Raw genomic sequence first — 19675 nt, forward strand, 5'->3', positions numbered from 1 at the left:
ACATGGCATGGTTTTAATAATGTCTATTTTACCATGGTCACTTTACCGCGGTTTAATAGAAACAATCACCACAGACTATCAGAATTGACAATGAGTTTGGAACCCTCAGAATCAACAAAAATGCCCACCACACTTCCCAAATCGAGTACCGGCATCCGCGGCCTCGACGAAATTACCGCGGGTGGATTACCCTCCGGCAGGCCGACGCTTATCTGCGGCGCCGCCGGGTCCGGGAAAACGCTGTTCTCGATGGAATTTCTCGTGCACGGCGCGGTACACTTTAACGAGCCAGGTGTGTTCGTGGCATTTGAAGAAAAAGCCGAAGAACTGGCCGTCAATGTCGCCTCACTCGGGTTTGATCTGCACCAGTTGCAGCGCGACGGCAAGATCCGGATCGACCACGTGCATGTCGAACGGAGCGAGATCGAAGAAACCGGTGAGTATAACCTGGACGGTCTTTTCATTCGCCTCGCATATGCGATCGATAGCATTGGCGCCAAGCGGGTTGTGCTCGACACGATCGAAAGTCTTTTCTCAGGACTGACGAACCAGGCAGTGCTGCGGGCCGAACTCCGCAGGTTGTTTGAATGGCTCAAAGAAAAGGGCGTGACAACCATTATCACCGGTGAAAAAGGCGAAGCATCGCTTACCCGCCAGGGGCTCGAAGAGTACGTGTCGGACTGTGTGATCCTGCTCGACCACCGGGTCGAAAACAAAATATCTACCCGCATTCTGCGGATCGTGAAATACCGCGGCTCAGTGCATGGTACCAACGAGTATCCGTTCCTGATCGACGAAGAGGGTATTTCGGTATTACCTGTCACCTCGCTTCAACTGAACCACCCGGTATCCTCCGAAAGGTTGTCATCGGGCATCCCCGCACTCGACAAAATGCTCGGCGGTGAAGGTTTTTTCAAAGCCAGCAGTATACTGGTTTCGGGCACCGCAGGAACGGGGAAAACTTCCATAGCGGGGAGTTTTATCGACAAAGCGTGTATAGATGGCCAGCGCGCTATCTATTTTGCATTCGAAGAGTCGCCACACCAGATTATCCGCAATATGCGATCGATCAATATCGATCTGCAAGCGCACATAGACGATGGCCTTCTGATGTTCAGCGCGTCGAGGCCCACGCTCAATGGGCTCGAAATGCATTTGCTGAACATCGTAAAGCTGGTTGAAAAGTTCAGGCCGAGCGTAGTGGTGCTCGACCCGATCAGCAACCTCATTACCGTCGGTTCGAACAGCGAGGTCAAGAGCCTGCTTACACGGCTGATCGACTTCCTGCAAAGCCAGCAGATTACCGTTGTGTTCACCGCACTGGCACTCAATGACAACAAAACCGAACAAACCGACGAGGGCGTATCCTCGCTCGTGGACGTTTGGATACTCGTACGCGACATCGAGTCGAACGGCGAGCGCAACCGCGGGTTATATGTCATGAAATCACGCGGGATGAGGCATTCGAACCAGGTGCGGGAGTTCGTCATCACCGACGAGGGCCTCAAACTGGTGGAAGTATTCCTCGGACCGGAGGGCGTGCTGACCGGCTCGGCACGCGAAACGCAGCAGTTGGTTGAAAAAACTACCGAAGCTATCCGGGATCACGCCGTATCGAGAAAGGACCGCGAAATCGAACGGAAACGATTGGTCCTCGAATCGAAAATCTCGTCGTTGAAGGAGGAATTCGAGTCGTTGCAGGAGGAGCTTAACAAAAGCTACATCGAAGACGAGCTCAAAAAGAATATTATGGAAAACAATCGCCAGGAACTCACCCGCAAGCGTGACGACCTGCTTTAATACCCTGTTATGGAAGAAGTAAATGAAGAAGTATGGGAGCTCAGGCTGTACGTAGCCGGGAAAACCGCCCGGTCTGTGGCGGCACTCGCCAACCTCAAAAAGTACTGCGAAGAGTATTTGAAAGACAAATATGTGATAGAAGTGATCGACCTGCTGGTGCAGCCGCAACTGGCCGAAGGCGACCAGATACTGGCCATTCCGACTTTGGTCAAAAAAGTGCCCGAGCCTATTCGCAAGATTATCGGAGACCTTTCCAATGAGGAAAAGGTACTGGTAGGCCTCAATATTCGCCCGGCAAAATAAATCAGATGAATCAGGGAACTCTACCGACACAGGACTGGGATGACGACGACGAAATGGACAACCACTTCGAGCTGAGCCTCTATATTGCCGGTGCGTCCTCTAACTCCATCCGGGCGGTGGCGAACCTCCGGGAGATTTGTGAAAAATATCTCGGTGATAGATACACGCTCCGGGTGATTGACGTCCACCAGGAAAAGTCGCTTGCTGAAAAGGAACAGCTTGTGGCACTGCCGCTTTTGATCAAATCGAGACCCTATCCCGAGCGAAGGCTGATCGGCGATATGTCGGATACGCAAAAAGTTCTGAAAGGTCTTGGTATATCCGGCGAATGATATGAGCAATCCGAAAACTTACGAGCAACTCCTTCGGGAAAACGCCGAGCTGACCCTGCGGTTGGAAGAAGCGTCGGACACGATCGATGCCATTCGCACGGGCCAGGTCGATGCCCTGGTGGTGAATGACGCCCAGGCAGGACACCAGCTCTATACCCTCAAAACAGCCGACCATTCGTACCGCCTCTTTATCGAGAAGATGAATGAAGGCGCGCTAACATTGAACGAGGACGGCGTTATTTTGTATGCCAATTCCAAATTTGCGTCCATGCTTAGCGCTACGCTGTCGGATATCGTCGGAAAGGATTTCGAATCGTTCGTGTCCGACGACTGTAAACCGATGTTCAGAGAGGTCTTTGATATGGCCTGGTTTGGTGATGTGCAGATCGAGGTAAAGATTTGCAGAAACGATGAATCGGTTCCGTCCCAGCTTTCGCTCACCGTGCTGCAACTCGACGAGGGGCCTGCGCTGAGCGTGATCGTGACCGACCTCACTTTTCAAAAGAATATCCAGCGCCTGCTGAAAGAAAACAACCAGCGGCTAACCATCGCCAATGCCGAATTGGAAGCGAGCAACCACGATTTGCAGCAGTTTGCATCCATTGCCTCGCACGACCTTCAGGAGCCATTGCGGAAGATATTGATTTTCGCGAATATGATCCGGGACAGGCACGCGAAGGACCTGCCGCCGGAAAGCCGCAAATACCTCGACAAAATCATCTCATCATCGCAGCGAATGCGCTCGATGGCATCAGACATCCTTAATTACTCGGGACTGTCAACCGACACGCAAACTTTCGATGCGGTAGACATGGAAGCCGTTGTGGCCGAGATTCTCGATGACTATGAATTGCTTTTGCAGGAGCGGAATGCAGAAGTGACCGTGGATGCCCTGCCCATGATCGAAGGAAACCGGGGGCAGATCAAGCAGGTATTCCAGAACCTGATCAGCAATTCCATCAAGTTTTCCCGCCAGGACAGGCCGGCGGTTATACGCATCTTTTGCGAGCCCTCCCATTCTGCCCCTGACGATGCCGGCGGCATCGTGTTCTGCCACATCGTTGTGGCCGACAACGGCATCGGTTTTGAAAAAGAATACCAGGAAAGGATCTTCTCGCTCTTTGAAAGGCTCAACAATAAAGACAAATATGAAGGCTCCGGTATCGGACTTTCGATTACCCGGAAAATCATTGAAAGACATCACGGGAAAATCACCGCCGACAGTACGCTCGGCGAAGGCGCTCGCTTCACGATCAGCCTGCCTGTGAAACAGCCGCTGGGGTAGTTATCCGTTAGCTTTCAATGGGCCAGAATCTTGGCGGTAAGTTTGGAATTGCTGAGAATCTTTTCTATCGTTGATGGAAAAATGGTTCCATTTGAAGGACTGACTATCAACCCGGTGATGAAACATTTTATACTTGAAATGCATACCGAAGATCAGGAAAACGAAGGCGTGGAGTCTGGCCTGATCCTGAACGGGCTGGTCGACGATACGGAACAGGAGCAAGCATTCGTGTCCGCACTGATCGCCGTGACGATCCTTGCAGGTGTGCTGCTGGTCGGTGTCGGTTTGTATTTAAGTATTTTCTGGGGAGTATGAAGGCCAAAGCATGTACCTTTCATTCATTTTAACACTATATCTGCCTGTTTATGATCAATTCGCTTCTATTGAAACCTTTTGGACTGCAAGTATCCCGGATCAAAAAAGAAGAAAAATTCACCGACGATGAAACTTTCCTGGCCTTGTACGAACAATGCAGGCCTTACACCATGACTTCCATTGAACGTATGTATGCCTTGTTCAATGCAGTGAAGTATGTGGTGAAATACAATATCCCGGGAGACTTTGTAGAATGCGGGGTTTGGCGCGGCGGAAGCTCGATGATGATCGCCCTCACGCTCCTTCACCTGCGCAATACCGACAAGCGGCTGTTCCTGTACGATACGTTTGAAGGAATGTCGGAACCGACCGAGCATGACAAGACTTTCCGCGGCGAAAATGCCGAAGTACTGATGGAAAAGGGCGCCGATAATAAAGAAACTTCCGTGTGGTGCCTTGCAGACATTAACGACGTGAAGCAGAACATGAGCATTACCAAATATCCGGCAGCGAATATTCAATATGTAAAAGGAAAAGTAGAAGATACCATTCCGGCGACATTGCCAGCCAACGGCATCGCATTGCTGCGCCTCGATACCGACTGGTACGAGTCCACCAGGCACGAACTATTGCATTTGTATCCGCTCCTGGCCGTTTCCGGCGTGCTGATCATCGACGATTACGGGCATTGGGATGGCTGTAAAAAGGCCGTGGACGAGTATTTTGCAGATAAACCACTCTTGCTTAACAGGATAGATTACACGGGGCGGATCGCGGTGAAATCGCAGTCAGTCTGATTTTAAATGAAAGAAAATCCAGTCAGTGCCGACATTACAAGTTCGCAAACACTGACTGGATTTTTGTTTCCATTCCATTCGAGGTGAACCCGGCGATCACCGTCTTCCTTGCAGCCACACCCAGCCGGCGCCTCAGTTCCTTGTCCCGGATCAATTTGTCGAGCGCGGCGGCCAGTCCCTCGTTATCTCTTTCCTTCACGAGCAAACCATTCTCCCCGTCCTGTATCGCCTGCGGGATTCCGGCGTGATAGGTAGAGACAACTGCCTTCTCCATGCTCATCGCTTCCAGAATCGAGTTGGGTAAGCCTTCCATATCTCCCTTGTCGTCGGTGCGGCTATTAAGCACGTAAATGTCGGCGCCTTTCATCTGCTCATTCACCACCTGGTGTGGTTTGGACCCGAGCAGCGCTATTTTGTCGCCCAGATTCAGCTGATCGACGAGTTCCCTGCACATAGGCATTTCCGGGCCGTCGCCGATAATCCGCAATTCAAGGTTGTCGTACCGGCTGCAAAGGGTAGCGAATGCTTTTATCAAATCGGGAACACCCTTCTTGGGCACCAGACGGCCCACATGCTGTATCACTACCTTGTCACGATCAGGTATTTCCGCGGGAAGAAACTTTTGTTCGTCGGTGCCGTATGGAATCAAATGCACTTTGCTACTGAATCGTTTGAGATCGAGGGTATCGATAAAATGCGGGCTGACGATGATAACCGCTTTCGCATATTCGATTACTTCGCTGATTTTGTCGGCATATGCCTTGTTATCGAGCATAGCCGGTGCCGCGTCGATCCCGTGGAAGCTGACTACCAGCGGAATGCCCAGTTTTTGGGCAACCGGCAGCATTTCAATCCCCGACGGCCCGAAGTGGGCATGGATAACGTCGATTTTGTCCCGTTTCAAAAGTGTCGACAGCAGCGCGCGGTTTTGAAAACTTAACTTGTAACCTTGCCCCACAAACGCACGCATTGCCTTCGTGATCACCTTGTCGGCCAGGCCCCGGTATGGGGTAATGAGCTCCTTTTTAACATCGATCGGAAATTTATCTGCGTTCTCATACCGGTAGGCCAGCATCGTGACCTCGTGGTATCTCGACAAGCCCACTACCTGACGATGGACAAATGTTTCGCTAAGCGGGAAAAATGATGGATTGAATACCAGAATGTTCATATTCTAAAAAACTTCGGCCTGTTGCCGATCTGAGTAGTGTGTTAATCAATATGCCGGAGAGGCTTTTATACAAGTTACTAGTAATGAGCAACTAAGAAAGGAAGAACCAAACAGTTTCTCCCCATCCGTTCGATCACCCGGACGTGCCGGATATTGTAAAACGGTCAAATATACGATGACCGATCTTCAATTCGCCCAAAAAGAGTTATAAATTGCAGCCTCGGTAGCGAGAGGTCGGGTGATTCAGGTTTGTAGCCACCCGTCCATTTACTTACAAACACTATATTTATTTTACAGCATGACTGAAAGAGAACCAGGAATCGAACGCTTGTATCCGTCGATATTCGGAAGAATGGCAACCCGTTATTATTATCTTCGCCAACTTCGCCAGGCTATTGAGGATGTTATTCAAACTTTTGTGGCGCGCGATTCAAGAAGCTTGACTTTGGCCGACTACGGTTGTGGAAACAAACCGTACGAATCATTGGTAGCACCATTCGTTCACAAGTACATCGGCATTGACCTGCCCGGAAACAAGGTCGCCGATATTTTCATTTCTCCCGAGGGGCGGATCGAACTGCCCGACGAAAGCCTCGACGTAGTATTGTCGACCCAGGCGCTGGAACACGTCGTAAACCCGACAGCTTACCTCCAAGAGGCCCTGAGAGTACTCAAAACCGACGGCCAGCTCATCCTGAGCACGCACGGCTACTGGATGTTCCACCCCGATCCGACCGATTTCTGGCGCTGGACTTCTACCGGCCTGAAAAAAGTGGTAACCGACGCCGGCTTTGAAGTAATCCATTTCAGAGGAATCATCGGACGGGCGGCAATGGGCCTGCAACTTTTCCAGGATGGCTTCACCTTTGCACTCCCGAAATTTATGCGCCCAGTGCTCGCAATTATCTTTCAGCCCCTCATTTACTTTTTTGACAAGATTTTTTCGCAAGACGGCAAGAATTCCGACGCCTGCACCTATATTCTCGTAGCGAGAAAGAACGCTCCGAAAGCGTAACGGTTTGTTCCCCTGCCCGGGGCGGGCATGTGCTAAAAATTATAGAAAATGCGGGTTGACCAAGAAATCAAGAGGGGGACTTTTTTTGTTTTTATTTCAAAATACAGCAACATACTGATCGGGCTGGTAATCAATTCGATACTGGCCAGATTTTTATCCCCCAATGAATACGGAATCGTCGGCGTCGTGACCGTATTCATTACCTTTTTCAGCATCCTGGGCGACATTGGCGTAGGTACGGCCATCGTCCAGAACCGCAATCTGACCGGAAAGGACATTTCCGATATTTTCAAGATCAATATTTTACTCAGCACCTGCCTCGGGCTTGCATTCTTCCTGTTGTCGTACGGCATTGCCTGGTTTTATGAAAGCGACATCTACATACGGATCGGCCAGCTGCTGGCTATCAGCGTATTTTTCAGTTCCATGTCGGGCGTACCGCGGAGCCTGCTCATGCGGGATAAGTCCTTCAAGCTGCTGGGCGCGATAGAAATTACGTCTAACATCACCACCGGATTGCTGGTGGTGTTCCTCGCCATGAAAGGCAACAGCTACTATTCGATCGTCTGGCGATCGATCCTTTCGAGCATGATGACTTTCACGCTATGCCTGTATTTTTCCAGACTCAGACTGGTGCAAGGTTTCGGCTTCGGCGGGTTCCGGAAAATCGCCCGGTACTCGGGTTTCCAGTTTGCATTCAATTTTATCAATTACTTTTCGCGTAACCTGGACAACATCCTGATCGGCAAGTTCATGGGCAACCAGAACCTGGGGATTTACAGCCAGTCGTACCAGCTTATGATGTACCCGGTGGCTAACCTCACGCACGTGATCACGCCCGTGCTGCACCCCGTGCTCGCGAGATTTGTGGACCAGCCGAAAATTATTTTCGAAGAGTATCTGAAGGTGGTGAATATCCTGGCGATGCTCGGTATCCCCATTTCGGTATTCGTGTTCTTCTCGTCGTCGGAAATTGTGTACCTGGTGCTGGGTTCCAAATGGATGGCGGTAGCCCCGGTGTTGCAGATATTCGGGGCGTCCATTTGGCTGCAAATGGTCAATTCAAGCGGAGGCGCCATATTCCAGTCCATGGGCCGCACGGATAAGCTATTCAAAATGGGGATTCTAAGCACATTCACGACCGTTTCCGCGACGCTCCTCGGTATCCTCTACTTCCAATCCCTCACCTACACCGCCCTTTGCATTTCACTGGCAATCGTTTTGAATTTCACGATTGTATATTACGTACTGATCAGCAGGATCCTGAACAGCAGCTTTACCCGGTTTCTGAAAGTGATCGCGAAGCACATGAAAATGGCGGCGGCGCTTATAGTACTGCTATACCTGGTGCAGGTTTTCGTTAATTTCAAGCAGGATAATGCAAACCTCATTTACGTGTTCGTGATCAAAGCGGCGGTCCTGGGCATTACCTTCCTGGCATTTCATTATGAAATGGTGATGGGTATGGTCCAAAAAGTCTTCACGAACGTATCGGCGAGGATCAGGTCGTAGGTCTGAACTCTTTCTGCGCACGTACCGACTGGCGCACGCCCTTATCCCTCAGCATTTGACTGATCTCGCTCGCCATGTAAACGGACGCTTCGATTTCCGCCTTACGGATGGCTACACTTTCGATATTGAAGCCGAAAGGAATGGAGCGCTGCATGCAGAATTCAGTGAGCTCGGAAGCGATGTCGAGACAGATATTGACCGACCGTTCCAGAATATCCTCCGATTTCCGCAGATCTTCCTTCACATCGTCGGGCACGTTAATGCCAAGCCAGTCCATGAACTGCAATGTCTTTTCGGAACCACAGGCCGTGATGGTGAAAATGATGGTAGGCGGCGTTATTTTCTGGCGGTCACAGCTAGCAGCGAGATCTTCGATCACCTGCTTGGCATATCCGATATTGAAAACGCATTGTGAAATAAAGTACGACACCCCGCATTCCATCTTGTCCAGAATGCGCACGTCTTCGTCTTGCAGCAGCTTGTGACGTTCGGGGATAGTCACGGCGCCGATCACGGAAGTTTCTTCGTTCTCCCGCCAGATCCTATAAGCTTCGGGCAGGCTCGTCCTGACCGGAAAATCCGGCGCAGGCACGCCTACAAAAACCGGATAGAAACTTTGTTTGTGCAATGCATCCAGCCATTCGGACAACTCCTCGCCCGAAAACTTGCCGGCGGGACGGTAAATGATCTTCGGAACATCGAGCGAGCCCAGGTATTCCGAGGCGAAAACGAACGGATCGAGCGAGTTCATGAATGGGAACGGCCTTTCTTCTTTCGTGCGGGCCGATTCGTCCTGCACGTCATATACAACCAGCGCGTCGATATCCAGGGCCGACAACCGGGCAATGGTCTTTTCGGCGATCTCGGCTACGCGTTCAACAGTGGTGTCGGCTTTGGGCGGCGTGATACCGTAAAGCACCACTCCGGATTCCCGGGATTTGATCTTGTTCAGAAACATGACATTACTTGTAATACGGCGTCCTGCCGCTTCATCTAACGATTACCTGCTCGATGGACATCCCGCATACCGCCTGCATCTCTCGCGTCCATTCTCCAAACTAAACATCATTTTCTGGATTTATTACTACCCGATTAGCCTCCTCCGCATTTTTTTATTGTTCAGCGCCGTGGCAAAGCCCGGCTCCTCCCCCGCCCATTGCGTGTTCCTCGCGCCGATCGATCATCGGATACGCACCGGAAATTGCAACTTCAACACCGTTTACTTACGCAAATCAAACTTTTTCCATTGCTCGTGCAGGAATATCAAAAAAATAGCACTGCAACAAGAAACAAAGACTTTCAATAATTGTACTTTTTAAATATTAAACTTTTAGCAAAATTTCGCCTAAAAAGTGATTCTGCCCGGCGTGTTAAAAAATTTTCAGAAACAGGAAAGTGCGAGAGAAATGTTTCAATTATTCATACAAAAAACTTACTATCAGAACAATACACATTTTGGAAAGTATACGTTTCAATGTATTTCGACAAGAAGCCGGAGTATTTAATAGTGTTATAAATATAGTTTTACACCGACTTTTACGATAATTAATTTTCAATAAACTAGGTCATATTCACAATATTAATTTAATTATTTCAAGATATAGAATGTATATTAATATATGACTAACACATTACTAAACGTCCTGTATTATGAAAACACTTCACGCATTACTGCTGATTGTCGGGGCTGCTTTCTGCCCCGCAGTCGTGCTGGCCGACCCGTGTACATTAAGTGACGACCTGATTGAATTAAACAGTGTTTCAGCTTCGGGTGGAAATTGCATCGTCAACATCAAGTATTCGTTTACACTTAAAAAAAATAATGGCAGCAAATTCGCATACGTCCACTTCTGGCTGACACCTGACTATTCCGGACACGATTACGGCAAAGGCCCTGACGAGGACGACCTCGGAGATGTGTTGGCGACAATCGCCATAAGCACTGCCTCGCCGATCACATTACTGCCCGACTACGCCCCGGACGATAACATCACCCCGATTTTCGCAGGTCTCACAGTGAGTGAAACCGACCTTGGCGGCGGCAATTTCAGGATCAGCATCGACAATATCCAGCTGCTGGTGCCCAACGCCTGCACTGAGCTGCCGGAGATTGTGGCCGACGTATGGGCTACGCAATCCAATGATAAAGAGACTCCTCCCGTACATTGCGTTCTCAAAGGCGGGAACGTCAAGCTGCCCGTAACGTTGGCCCGATTCAACGGCACGCTGCTCGACAATGCCATCAGCCTTTCATGGACTACCACCGAACAAACCGGCAGCCGCCATTTCGACGTCGAAAGGAGCGCCGATGCCCGGGAATTTGCCCAGGTAGGCCGCGTGGAAGTGCGTGGAGACTCGCGGGTAGCTCAGCGTTACCAGTTTACCGACGCGACACCCCTGCCGGGAATGAATTACTACCGGTTACGGGTCGCCGACCTGGATGGAACGTCTGAAATTTCGCGGCTAGTGGCAGTAGACAATGCGGCCGGAAGCGTCGCATTCGAATTGCTGGGGAATCCGGCATCCAGCCGCGAGATCAGGTTTTTGCTGAAAAACGAAGATGCCTCGGCTATCCGGCTTTATGATTTGTCGGGAAGGGCCGTGCGCTTTTCATTGAATCGATCCGGGAACGAGTTCGTGTTGAAACCCGGCAACCAGTTGCCCGCGGGTTTGTACGTCCTCTCGCTCCGGGGTATGAATGCGGGCGCCCGTGCCAAAAGGGTCCTCGTTCCATAACACGACGATAACCCCTGAAACCGATAGAGGATCGAAATCACGGGGGATTTTGAGCAGTAGTGGCTGAAAGGCTGCTACTGTTTTTTTATGCCCGATGCAATCGTTTGTAACCTCCCGGCACTCCGTGAAAGGTGGATTTTAATCTTAATTTAAGGTCATTTTAACCCCGTTTAAATCTGCACTAGCCTCTTTTGGATTATATTTTTTAAAAATATTAATATCCCTCTCACCCTAACATCAATGCGAATGACGCCCGCCCGACAGCGCACAGGCGAAGAATTCGCTGTGGTTGGACATTACTAAAACCTGAAATTATTAATTAACCTGTTTGAACCCTATGATGCAAATCCGCTCTCCTGTGCACCCCGCACGGACCACCCTCCACGTAATTTTTAAAACAAAACGCTTGATAAAAACTAACTAATTTCTACATGAAAAGTTATGTACAACCGCCCGTTCTCCGGTCGGGAGGGATTATGAAAATAGTCCTGCTAAACCTTTTGCTCCTGCTCTCACTCTGCCCCAACGCCAGCCAGGCTGCCGGATGGGCCGCCGATAAGAAGATTACCGGTAAAGTACTGGATTCCAAAGACGCGTCTCCCCTGCCTGGTGTGAACGTACTCATTAAAGGAACCGGCACGGGTACCACTACCGATGCCGACGGAAATTACCAGCTCAATGTACCCAACGAATCCAGCATACTGGTATTCAGCTTTGTAGGATTTACAAGCCAGGAAGTCGCTGTGGGCAGCCAGTCGGTCATCGACGTGAACCTCGCTTCCGACTCGAAGGCGCTCAACGAGGTAGTCGTGATCGGGTACGGTACCGTGCGCAAGTCGGACCTTACCGGCGCGGTGGCTACCATTAAGGGTGAACAACTGATGGACAAGCCGGTACCCAACGTTTCCCAGGCGCTGCAAGGTAAAATTGCGGGTGTCGAGGTAAGCGTGAACAGCAATGCACCGGGTGCGGCCGCCAAAGTACGCGTCCGCGGTATCGGCTCCATCAACTCCAACATCGACCCGCTTTACGTGGTGGACGGTGTGATCGGTGTGGATGGAAACTCGATCAACCCGAACGACATTGCTTCGCTCGAAGTACTGAAAGACGCCTCATCGACAGCCATTTATGGTGCGCGGGGTGCTAACGGGGTAATCATGATCACCACCAAACGCGGCCGCGCAGGTACCATGAAAGTTTCCTACGACGGCAATGTGAACGTGAGCGACCTCTACCGCCACGTGAAAACGCTAAATTCGGACGAATTTGTAAAAGTATATAATGAAGCCTACGCCAACGGCACGAAATTCGATCCGGCGGGCGGGACCTGGGCTCCTCCTGCGGCGCTGAACCACACCAACTTTCCGCTGCTTTTCGACGCCAATGACAAGCCATTGTATAATACCAACTGGGAAAAAGAAACCTACAAGCCGGCTATTTCGACCACCCATTCATTGAATTTCCAGGGTGGTAACGACAAGACGCTGTTCAGCCTCTCGCTGGGTTATCTGAACCAGAACGGTCTGATGGTAACCTCAGGATTCAAGCGTTACAACCTCCGGTTCACGGTGGATACCGACATCAACAAATGGTTGAAAGTGGGCGGAAGCCTCTCGCTGATCAACAGCCGCCAGCGCATGGTATCCGATGGTAACGGCTCGTTGAACGTGCCCCGCATGGTGTCGGAAGAAGTGCCTATCGTGCCGGTTAAATATCCTGACGGCACATGGGCAGGTAACAACGACATCGCCGGACTCGAAGGCGGCCCTAACCCGGTGAATATCGCCAACAACCGTTACACGATCAATAACACGTTCCAGTCGCTCGGAAACACCTATTTGTTGTTCCACATTGCCAAAGACCTGGATTTCAAAACCGACCTCGGCTTTAACCTGCAATCACAGAAAAACAATTATTTCTCTTCCCAAAACCTGGCGCACATGTCGGCCGACCAGGGCGGGGTTGCGAACATCCGCGGCTTCCTGAACACCTACTGGCAATCGGAAAACTATCTGACCTGGAACAAGACGATCAACCAGCGCCACCGGTTCACGGCATTGCTCGGGGCATCGTGGCAGCAATACAACCAGGAAACCGATTTCGTTGAGACCCAGAACTTTATCGACGACATTTTCCAATGGCATACATTGGGTTCAGGTTCTGTAAGAAGCTCCTCGACCTCTGGCGATTACAAATGGGCTATGAACTCGTATTTCGCCCGCGCGACTTACAACCTCGACGAGAAGTACCTTTTCACTGCGACCGGCCGCTATGACGGTTCTTCGAAATTCGGTGCGAACAACAAGTATGCATTCTTCCCTTCGGTAGGTGCTGCATGGCGCGTGTCGGAAGAAGGCTTTTTGAAGGGCAACAAGTCGATTACCAATCTGAAAGTACGCGCGAGCTACGGGCTCTCAGGAAACCAGGAAATTGGTCAGTACCAATCTATTGCACAAATACAGCCGGGTACTACCAATCCAACGAGCACGGTTTTGAACGGCGCATTGCAATCGACTTTGCTGCCAAGCTACTTGGGTAACCCTAATTTGAAATGGGAGAGATCGCTGCAATTCGATGCAGGTGTTGAATTGGGTCTGGGACAAAAAATCGACCTGACCGTTGACTACTACAACCGCGTTACGAAAGACCTGCTGCTCCAAGCGCCAATTCCATGGTCGGCCGGCCAGGTGAATGCGAATGTGTACCAAAACGTAGGTTCGGTCAGAAACTCGGGTTTCGAGGTGAGTTTGAATACGACGAACATCGAGACGCGTAACTTCTCCTGGACGACCAACTTCATTCTTACGACCAATGCGAACAAGATCCTGAAACTGAACAAGGGCAATGCCGACATTTTCCCCGGCCCCAACTTCCTTGGCCAGACCAACATCCTCCGCGTAGGCGAGCCGATCGGTTCGTTGTACGGTATGACGAGGCTCGGGACTTACAGCACCGACGAAGCAGCCCTGGCAGCCGAGCATAACCTGAAACCGGGCGACAGAAAGTATATCTACAATGCCGACGGAAGCAACTATTACAGCATTATCGGCCGCACGACGCCGAAATGGACGGGTAGTTTCAACAGTACCATGAAATACAAGGGCTTTGATTTCTCGTTCAACATCCGCTTTGTGGAAGGCCTGAATACCGCCGCGACATTCAAGCATTCGGTGGAAGACCGGCAGACCATCGCGAACAGCCTTGCTACCGTGCTGAACGCCTGGACGCCTACCAACCAGAATACGATGGTTTCGCAGGTGCGTAACTACAAATTCGCGCAGGATTCGCATTTCGATACCTGGTGGGTTGAGAACGGCTCGTTTATCCGCGGCCAGAACTTCATGCTCGGCTACTCGTTCAACGATCCTGTTCTTGAAAAGCTGAGAATCGACCGTCTGCGCCTGTATGCAAGTGTTCAAAACCTGTTTGTGATTACAAAATACACCGGCTACGATCCCGAGGTGGATACGTTCGTTTCCGGCTACGGTGCCAACACCGCGTTTTCACAAAACCTGGATTTCTTCGCCAATCCCCGTCCACGGGTTTGGAACCTGGGCTTGACACTTACTTTTTAAACCGCAATTACAACAGATATGAAAGTGCTGAAAAATATAATGCTGGCAGCGTCATTGCTGACCATGGGCTCCTGTTCGGATTTTCTCGAAGAGAACCCGACAGGCTTCCTGACGCCCGAATCGGAGGCATCCAGCAGCAAAGTGGCGCGTGCGTATGCCAATTCCGCCTACGTCAATTTGCAGGGGCTTCTGGCCGGACAACCGGCTTCCTATGGCGGAAATACCTACAATTTGCTTGAATTCATGACCGGCAAGGCCAACAGCGACCTCGGCCAGACGGGATTTGTGAATTACCAGAACCTGGGTTACACCAATACCTCGTTCTATTTCGATACCTGGTGGCAGCAAATGTACCTCGGGGTGGGCGCTTGTAACCTTGCGCTGGAAAGCATTCCGGATATCAATGCAGCGGGACTGACCGACGAAGCGAAAAACAATATGCTCGCGGAAGTGCATATGTTACGTGCATTGTACTACTTCTACCTCGTGCGGATGTACGGCGCGGTACCGGCGGTGACCACGCCTCCGAGAGACCTCGACCTGAATGTTGCCCGTACCCCGGCGAAGGACATTTACGACAAGATCATCATCCCCGACCTGCTCGCTGCCGAGGCTTCTACTCTGCCTTGGTCGAACACGACGGGTAATGTATCGATGTCGGCGGTGGAATCGCTTCTGGCTGATGTGTACCTTACTTACGCGGGCGCGGCGATCAACGGCGGCCAGCAGTATTATGCGGAGTCGGCCAAGCGCTCTTTGAATGTGATCCAGAAAGGCGGCTATTCGCTTTTCAAGAATTACACCGATATGATCAACCCGGTCAACAAGAACCTGGGCGAGTTTATTTTCCAGGTACAATTTGCAGCCAGCGTTCCGCTTACGAACCCGCTCACGCCGCTGACCATCCCGAACTATTCCGGTATTTCGAAGTATGCGGATGAATACGGTTCGGTGTACCCGACGCCCGAGTTTATCAAGTCGTTCCCCAAGGGCGACAAGCGCGTGGAAGAGAAGCAATTCTTCTACACCACGGCACCGAGCATCAAGACCGGCCAGCCTGTGAAGTTCAAAAACACGTACATCTACAAGTGGTTCGATGCGAATGCGATCACGAATACGATCAAATCCGACCTGAACTACACATTGTACCGCCTCGCGGACGTGTACCTCATGTACGCGGAGGCGTCCAACCGCGCGGAAGGCGCGCCTAACGCCAAGGCGGTCGAGTACGTGAATGCGATCCGCACGCGTGCGAACCTGGCCCCCGTTTCGGGATTGAGCCAGGCGGCATTTGAGCAGGAAGTGTGGTCGCAGCGTTATTTCGAATTGTGTTTTGAAAACAAAATGTGGTTTGACATGATCCGTACCCGCAAAGTGCGCAACGACGTCACCGGTAACTGGGACAATTTTGTAGGTCACAAAACAGTTTTCGGCGCTACTTTCAGCGAAAAGCAACTGCTGTTCCCGGTACCGCGGCAGGAATCGGATGTGAACCCGAATTTGCTGCCTAACAATCCTGGTTTTTAATGTAAAACAAGATAATACGGGCCGTATCGGAAAGCCCTATTCAGTAGTAAAAGCGGAAACCGCCGGCTCAATGAGCCGGCGGTTTTTTTGATTATATTTAACATAGAATTTGTTGCCAAGTGAACCCTAAGCTTGCACTACCATGAAAAACATTACCAGGCTTTTACCCGCCGGGGTTTGCTGCTTTGTAGTCGTTGCAGCACTATGGCTTCCCGTCGCCGTTTTACACGCGCAACCGCTTGCCGGCCCCATCTGCTCTACTACGCCTCAACATCAGAAACTAGCCTTCTCCAAATCCCAAAGGCAAATTTTCGACGAGGCACAAAAACGATTGAAGGCCCACCTGGCCTCCGGCAAAGCCCAACGCACAGGCGCCGTCGACCAGGTTTACACCATCCCGGTGGTAGTACACATCCTCGAACCCATCGGATATTCCATCCTGACCGACTTGCAGGTCGAGGAAGGGATCGCGGAATTGAACAAGGCATTCAGGAACCAGCTCGTCGAATCCGACGGCGTGGATACGCAAATTCAGTTTAAACTGGCTGTCAGGTCGCCGCAATGCACGCCTACCACGGGAATCGACAGGATCCCCACCCACAGCCCGGAATACACGACAAATGGCGTTACCGGGCCCGGCGGTGCCGGGCTCCCCTATGACCAGGTATATCCGATGGGCTATTGGAGCAACCTGGAATACTACAATGTATGGGTTGTGAATTACATGGACCAGGCTGCGGGATTCGCCGCATATCCAACCGGCGCCGCATCGACTATGGACGGCGTAATGATCATGGCGCCCTATTTTACCACCAAACTTCTAGCCCACGAGTTCGGGCACGGGATGTTTCTCGCGCATACGTTCTCCCGGGGGATCGGCGAGGGCGAGCTTGACTACGTAGAATGCCCCCTGAATGACAACTGCGCGGCGCAGGGCGATAATATCTGCGATACGGAGCCTGTCAACCAAAGCGCCAACTACCTCTGCCCCGGCGATGCCAATCCGCTCAACCTGTGCAACAACAACACGCCTTACGGTAATGTGCTCAAAAACTACATGGGTTACAACACTTTCGCCTGCCAAACGCAGTTCACCAACGACCAGCGCACGCGGATGCGTGGTGCCATCGAAACGCTGCGGTCGGGGTTGATCAACAGCAAAGGACTGGACCCGGTCGTGATCGCGCAAAGCATTCCAAAAGGGACTTCGACAACCCTCAATGCGACCAACTGCAACGGCCTGATCCAATGGTACGACGCGCCGTCGGCAGGCAACCACCTTGCCGGAGGAAGCAGCTATACCACGCCGGTACTTCAAGAATCCAGGACCTATTACGTTTCGTGCCTCCGCGCCGACTGCCCGAGCGACGTACGCGTACCGGCCGTCGTGACTGTCGGGGCGCTACCGGTGACACTCGTCAGGTTCGGGGCGGAGCTTTTGGAACAGAACCAGGTGCTGCTTAGCTGGTCAACTTCGTTCGAGACAATGCATGATCATTTCGATGTAGAATCGGCCTACGACGCGAAGACATTCCGAACGGTGGGACAGGCGTGGGAACCGCTGCGGAAAACAGGCGGCATTTCTGAATATCAATTGACAGATACCCCCTCGCAAGCTGGTGAGCTAATTTACTACCGCCTGAAACAGGTCGATCGAGGCTCGAATGGTGCGGAAGGCAGCTTTGCCTATTCCAAAATCGTGCACGTCAGAATGCCCGGTACGCAACAAGTGACCATCAGCCCTAACCCTGCCGAGCAAAGCATTACCATCAGCGGCGTATCGCAAAACTGGGATGTGGAAGTGACGAATGCGGCCGGTGTGGTAGTGCAGCAGGTGAGAAACCAAAGCCTTATCGATTCAAAACAACTCCCTGCCGGGCTTTATGTGGTGAGGGTAACGACGGAAAGCGGGTATGTTCTTTCCAAAAAGATCATTAAAAAATAAGCCGAATGTCGGCGGATCATTTGGCTAAAAACGCTCCGCCGACATCGCAGCTTAGTTTATTGATGGCTAACGGATGCTATAAAAGAAGCTCCGCAACTCGCTTGCGAATGCGTCCGGCACTTCCAGCGCTGCAAAGTGGCCGCCTTCCTCCATTTTCCGGAAGCTGACGACATTTACGAAACGTTCCGCCCATTCTTTCGGGAACTGTGCCTCCCGCGGGAACAAGGCCACACCCGCAGGCACATTGGATTTCTGCAACGGCTGGGCCCCGCTCCATTGCGCAATGGCATCGGCTTTGTACATCCGCATCGAGGTAGCGATGGTTTGGGTAGTCCAGTAAATCATGATGTTTGTCAGCAACGCATCCCGGCCGCCAAATGCCACTTCCAGGATTTCGGGAGCAGCGCCTGCATTACCGAAGCTCAGTATCCAGGCCGCCAACCCGGTCGGCGAATCGTTCAGTCCGTAGGCGAGCGACTGCGGCTTGGTAGCGTGTACCATCGCATATGCGCCCTCGCTGTACCACCATTGCTGCACAAACTGCGCAAACTGCTGCTCCGCTTCGCTCATGGTAGCAGGGTCTTCCTGGCCCATCGGGTAGCCTACATCGGTGAAATGCACGCCCGCTACCACGTCCGGATATTTGGACGCCAATGCTTTGGTAACATTCATACCCACATCGCCACCGGCTGCGTAAAATTTGGCGTAGCCCAGGTTATTGGTCATCAACTCCTTCCACAAATCGGCCACCGCCTCGCTGGTAACGGCCGTTTTACCCGAAAACCCGAAGCCCGGAATGGACGGGATCACGAGGTCGAAGCTCTGCTCGCCTTCGGTGAGGAGCGGGATGAGCTTGTGGAAGCGGTAGTAGCTGTCCGGCCAGCCGTGCGTCAGGATGAGCGGCTTCGAGTTATTACCTTTTCCTTTAATGTATTGAAAATGAATCTTCACCCCATTCACATCGGCGATGTACTGGGGGTATTTGTTGAGTTCGGCTTCGTGCTTGCGCCAGTCGTAGCTGGTGAGCCAGTACTGTACCAGTTCTTTCAGATAAACCTCGCTGGTACCGAAGTGCCAGCCCGAGCCTTCCGCCTCTCCCGGCCAGCGGGTGTTCTGCAAACGGCTCTTTAAATCATCCAGTACTTGCTGCGAAACCGATACTTTAAATACCTCCATGTTTTTCATACTTGAGATTTTTTTGGTTTGTGAAAAAGCAATCATCGAACGCATTACGAGCGATGTAATTAAAAGAATGCGAAGTGTTTTCATGGCGTCCTGTTGTTTGAGTAAAACAAAGGTATCGCAATGAACCGGCGTGCTGGTAGGAAGGATTTCGGGAAAGATAGTAAAAAACTCCGCTGT

At 51.4% G+C, this 19675-nt stretch carries 15 protein-coding genes; 12 read left to right on the forward strand and 3 right to left on the reverse strand.

The window, feature by feature from the left end; genetic code table 11:
• The first annotated feature begins 120 nt into the window (after positions 1 to 120).
• The 6 genes from kaiC to BLQ88_RS12520 all read left to right on the forward strand — a co-directional run bounded on the left by kaiC (position 121) and on the right by BLQ88_RS12520 (position 4832).
• Complete coding sequence (gene kaiC / locus BLQ88_RS12495) at positions 121 to 1800, forward strand: circadian clock protein KaiC (protein WP_229212682.1); 1680 nt, start codon at positions 121 to 123, stop codon at positions 1798 to 1800.
• A 9-nt stretch (positions 1801 to 1809) separates the two neighbouring features.
• A complete protein-coding gene (locus BLQ88_RS12500; RefSeq protein WP_090149999.1) occupies positions 1810 to 2103 on the forward strand; it encodes a circadian clock KaiB family protein in 294 nt (97 codons plus the stop codon).
• Between the two features lie 5 nt (positions 2104 to 2108).
• Positions 2109 to 2435: a circadian clock KaiB family protein gene (locus BLQ88_RS12505; protein ID WP_090150002.1), complete on the forward strand. Its 327-nt coding sequence runs from the start codon at positions 2109 to 2111 to the stop codon at positions 2433 to 2435.
• A 1-nt stretch (position 2436) separates the two neighbouring features.
• Complete coding sequence (locus BLQ88_RS12510; RefSeq protein WP_090150005.1) at positions 2437 to 3720, forward strand: sensor histidine kinase; 1284 nt, start codon at positions 2437 to 2439, stop codon at positions 3718 to 3720.
• Positions 3721 to 3837: 117 nt separating this feature from the next.
• A complete protein-coding gene (locus BLQ88_RS12515) occupies positions 3838 to 4035 on the forward strand; it encodes a hypothetical protein (protein WP_143016834.1) in 198 nt (65 codons plus the stop codon).
• Positions 4036 to 4085: 50 nt separating this feature from the next.
• Positions 4086 to 4832, forward strand: a complete 747-nt coding sequence (locus tag BLQ88_RS12520) for a TylF/MycF/NovP-related O-methyltransferase (RefSeq protein WP_090150011.1) — start codon at positions 4086 to 4088, stop codon at positions 4830 to 4832.
• A 34-nt stretch (positions 4833 to 4866) separates the two neighbouring features.
• Here BLQ88_RS12520 and BLQ88_RS12525 read toward each other — a convergent pair whose 3' ends face one another.
• Positions 4867 to 6003: a glycosyltransferase gene (locus BLQ88_RS12525; protein WP_090150015.1), complete on the reverse strand. Its 1137-nt coding sequence runs from the start codon at positions 6001 to 6003 to the stop codon at positions 4867 to 4869.
• A gap of 298 nt (positions 6004 to 6301) precedes the next feature.
• Between BLQ88_RS12525 and BLQ88_RS12530 the strand changes: the two genes are divergently transcribed.
• Both BLQ88_RS12530 and BLQ88_RS12535 read left to right on the forward strand, forming a co-directional pair.
• Positions 6302 to 7018 carry a class I SAM-dependent methyltransferase gene (locus BLQ88_RS12530; RefSeq protein ID WP_090150018.1) on the forward strand — a complete coding sequence of 239 codons (717 nt, stop codon included), beginning with the start codon at positions 6302 to 6304 and terminating at the stop codon, positions 7016 to 7018.
• A 48-nt stretch (positions 7019 to 7066) separates the two neighbouring features.
• Positions 7067 to 8530: a lipopolysaccharide biosynthesis protein gene (locus BLQ88_RS12535; protein WP_090150021.1), complete on the forward strand. Its 1464-nt coding sequence runs from the start codon at positions 7067 to 7069 to the stop codon at positions 8528 to 8530.
• Here BLQ88_RS12535 and BLQ88_RS12540 read toward each other — a convergent pair.
• Complete coding sequence (locus tag BLQ88_RS12540; RefSeq protein WP_090150024.1) at positions 8520 to 9488, reverse strand: methylenetetrahydrofolate reductase; 969 nt, start codon at positions 9486 to 9488, stop codon at positions 8520 to 8522. The two genes, BLQ88_RS12535 and BLQ88_RS12540, sit on opposite strands and share 11 nt — an antisense overlap.
• Before the next feature lie 692 nt (positions 9489 to 10180).
• Between BLQ88_RS12540 and BLQ88_RS12550 the strand changes: the two genes are divergently transcribed.
• The 4 genes from BLQ88_RS12550 (at position 10181) to BLQ88_RS12565 (ending at position 18313) form a co-directional block, all read left to right on the forward strand.
• Entirely contained in the window at positions 10181 to 11266 is a 1086-nt protein-coding gene (locus tag BLQ88_RS12550; protein ID WP_090150030.1) for a T9SS type A sorting domain-containing protein, read from the forward strand.
• Between the two features lie 431 nt (positions 11267 to 11697).
• Positions 11698 to 14841 (forward strand): SusC/RagA family TonB-linked outer membrane protein, encoded by a 3144-nt coding sequence (locus tag BLQ88_RS12555; RefSeq protein ID WP_218132907.1) that lies wholly within the window; start codon positions 11698 to 11700, stop codon positions 14839 to 14841.
• Positions 14842 to 14859: 18 nt separating this feature from the next.
• On the forward strand, positions 14860 to 16368 hold the full coding sequence (locus BLQ88_RS12560; protein WP_090150033.1) for a RagB/SusD family nutrient uptake outer membrane protein: 1509 nt from the start codon (positions 14860 to 14862) through the stop codon (positions 16366 to 16368).
• A gap of 142 nt (positions 16369 to 16510) precedes the next feature.
• Positions 16511 to 18313, forward strand: a complete 1803-nt coding sequence (locus tag BLQ88_RS12565; RefSeq protein WP_090150036.1) for an Ig-like domain-containing protein — start codon at positions 16511 to 16513, stop codon at positions 18311 to 18313.
• A gap of 66 nt (positions 18314 to 18379) precedes the next feature.
• On the opposite strand, the gene BLQ88_RS12570 is transcribed toward BLQ88_RS12565, so the two are convergent.
• A complete protein-coding gene (locus tag BLQ88_RS12570; RefSeq protein WP_090150683.1) occupies positions 18380 to 19498 on the reverse strand; it encodes an epoxide hydrolase family protein in 1119 nt (372 codons plus the stop codon).
• Positions 19499 to 19675: the final 177 nt, after the last annotated feature.

The sequence above is a fragment of the Dyadobacter soli genome, assembly GCF_900101885.1.
In the GTDB taxonomy this organism is placed as follows: domain Bacteria; phylum Bacteroidota; class Bacteroidia; order Cytophagales; family Spirosomataceae; genus Dyadobacter; species Dyadobacter soli.

Bases quoted from the DNA above. Each gene is read 5' to 3' on its own strand.
- BLQ88_RS12520 (WP_090150011.1), top strand. From the start codon at position 4,086: ATGATCAATTCGCTTCTATTGAAACCTTTTGGACTGCAAGTATCCCGG.
- BLQ88_RS12530 (WP_090150018.1), top strand. From the start codon at position 6,302: ATGACTGAAAGAGAACCAGGAATCGAACGCTTGTATCCGTCGATATTC.
- BLQ88_RS12510 (WP_090150005.1), top strand. From the start codon at position 2,437: ATGAGCAATCCGAAAACTTACGAGCAACTCCTTCGGGAAAACGCCGAG.
- BLQ88_RS12505 (WP_090150002.1), top strand. From the start codon at position 2,109: ATGAATCAGGGAACTCTACCGACACAGGACTGGGATGACGACGACGAA.
- BLQ88_RS12540 (WP_090150024.1), bottom strand. From the start codon at position 9,488: ATGTTTCTGAACAAGATCAAATCCCGGGAATCCGGAGTGGTGCTTTAC.
- BLQ88_RS12525 (WP_090150015.1), bottom strand. From the start codon at position 6,003: ATGAACATTCTGGTATTCAATCCATCATTTTTCCCGCTTAGCGAAACA.
- BLQ88_RS12550 (WP_090150030.1), top strand. From the start codon at position 10,181: ATGAAAACACTTCACGCATTACTGCTGATTGTCGGGGCTGCTTTCTGC.
- BLQ88_RS12535 (WP_090150021.1), top strand. From the start codon at position 7,067: ATGCGGGTTGACCAAGAAATCAAGAGGGGGACTTTTTTTGTTTTTATT.
- BLQ88_RS12500 (WP_090149999.1), top strand. From the start codon at position 1,810: ATGGAAGAAGTAAATGAAGAAGTATGGGAGCTCAGGCTGTACGTAGCC.
- BLQ88_RS12560 (WP_090150033.1), top strand. From the start codon at position 14,860: ATGAAAGTGCTGAAAAATATAATGCTGGCAGCGTCATTGCTGACCATG.
- kaiC (WP_229212682.1), top strand. From the start codon at position 121: ATGCCCACCACACTTCCCAAATCGAGTACCGGCATCCGCGGCCTCGAC.
- BLQ88_RS12570 (WP_090150683.1), bottom strand. From the start codon at position 19,498: ATGAAAAACATGGAGGTATTTAAAGTATCGGTTTCGCAGCAAGTACTG.
- BLQ88_RS12515 (WP_143016834.1), top strand. From the start codon at position 3,838: ATGAAACATTTTATACTTGAAATGCATACCGAAGATCAGGAAAACGAA.
- BLQ88_RS12555 (WP_218132907.1), top strand. From the start codon at position 11,698: ATGAAAAGTTATGTACAACCGCCCGTTCTCCGGTCGGGAGGGATTATG.
- BLQ88_RS12565 (WP_090150036.1), top strand. From the start codon at position 16,511: ATGAAAAACATTACCAGGCTTTTACCCGCCGGGGTTTGCTGCTTTGTA.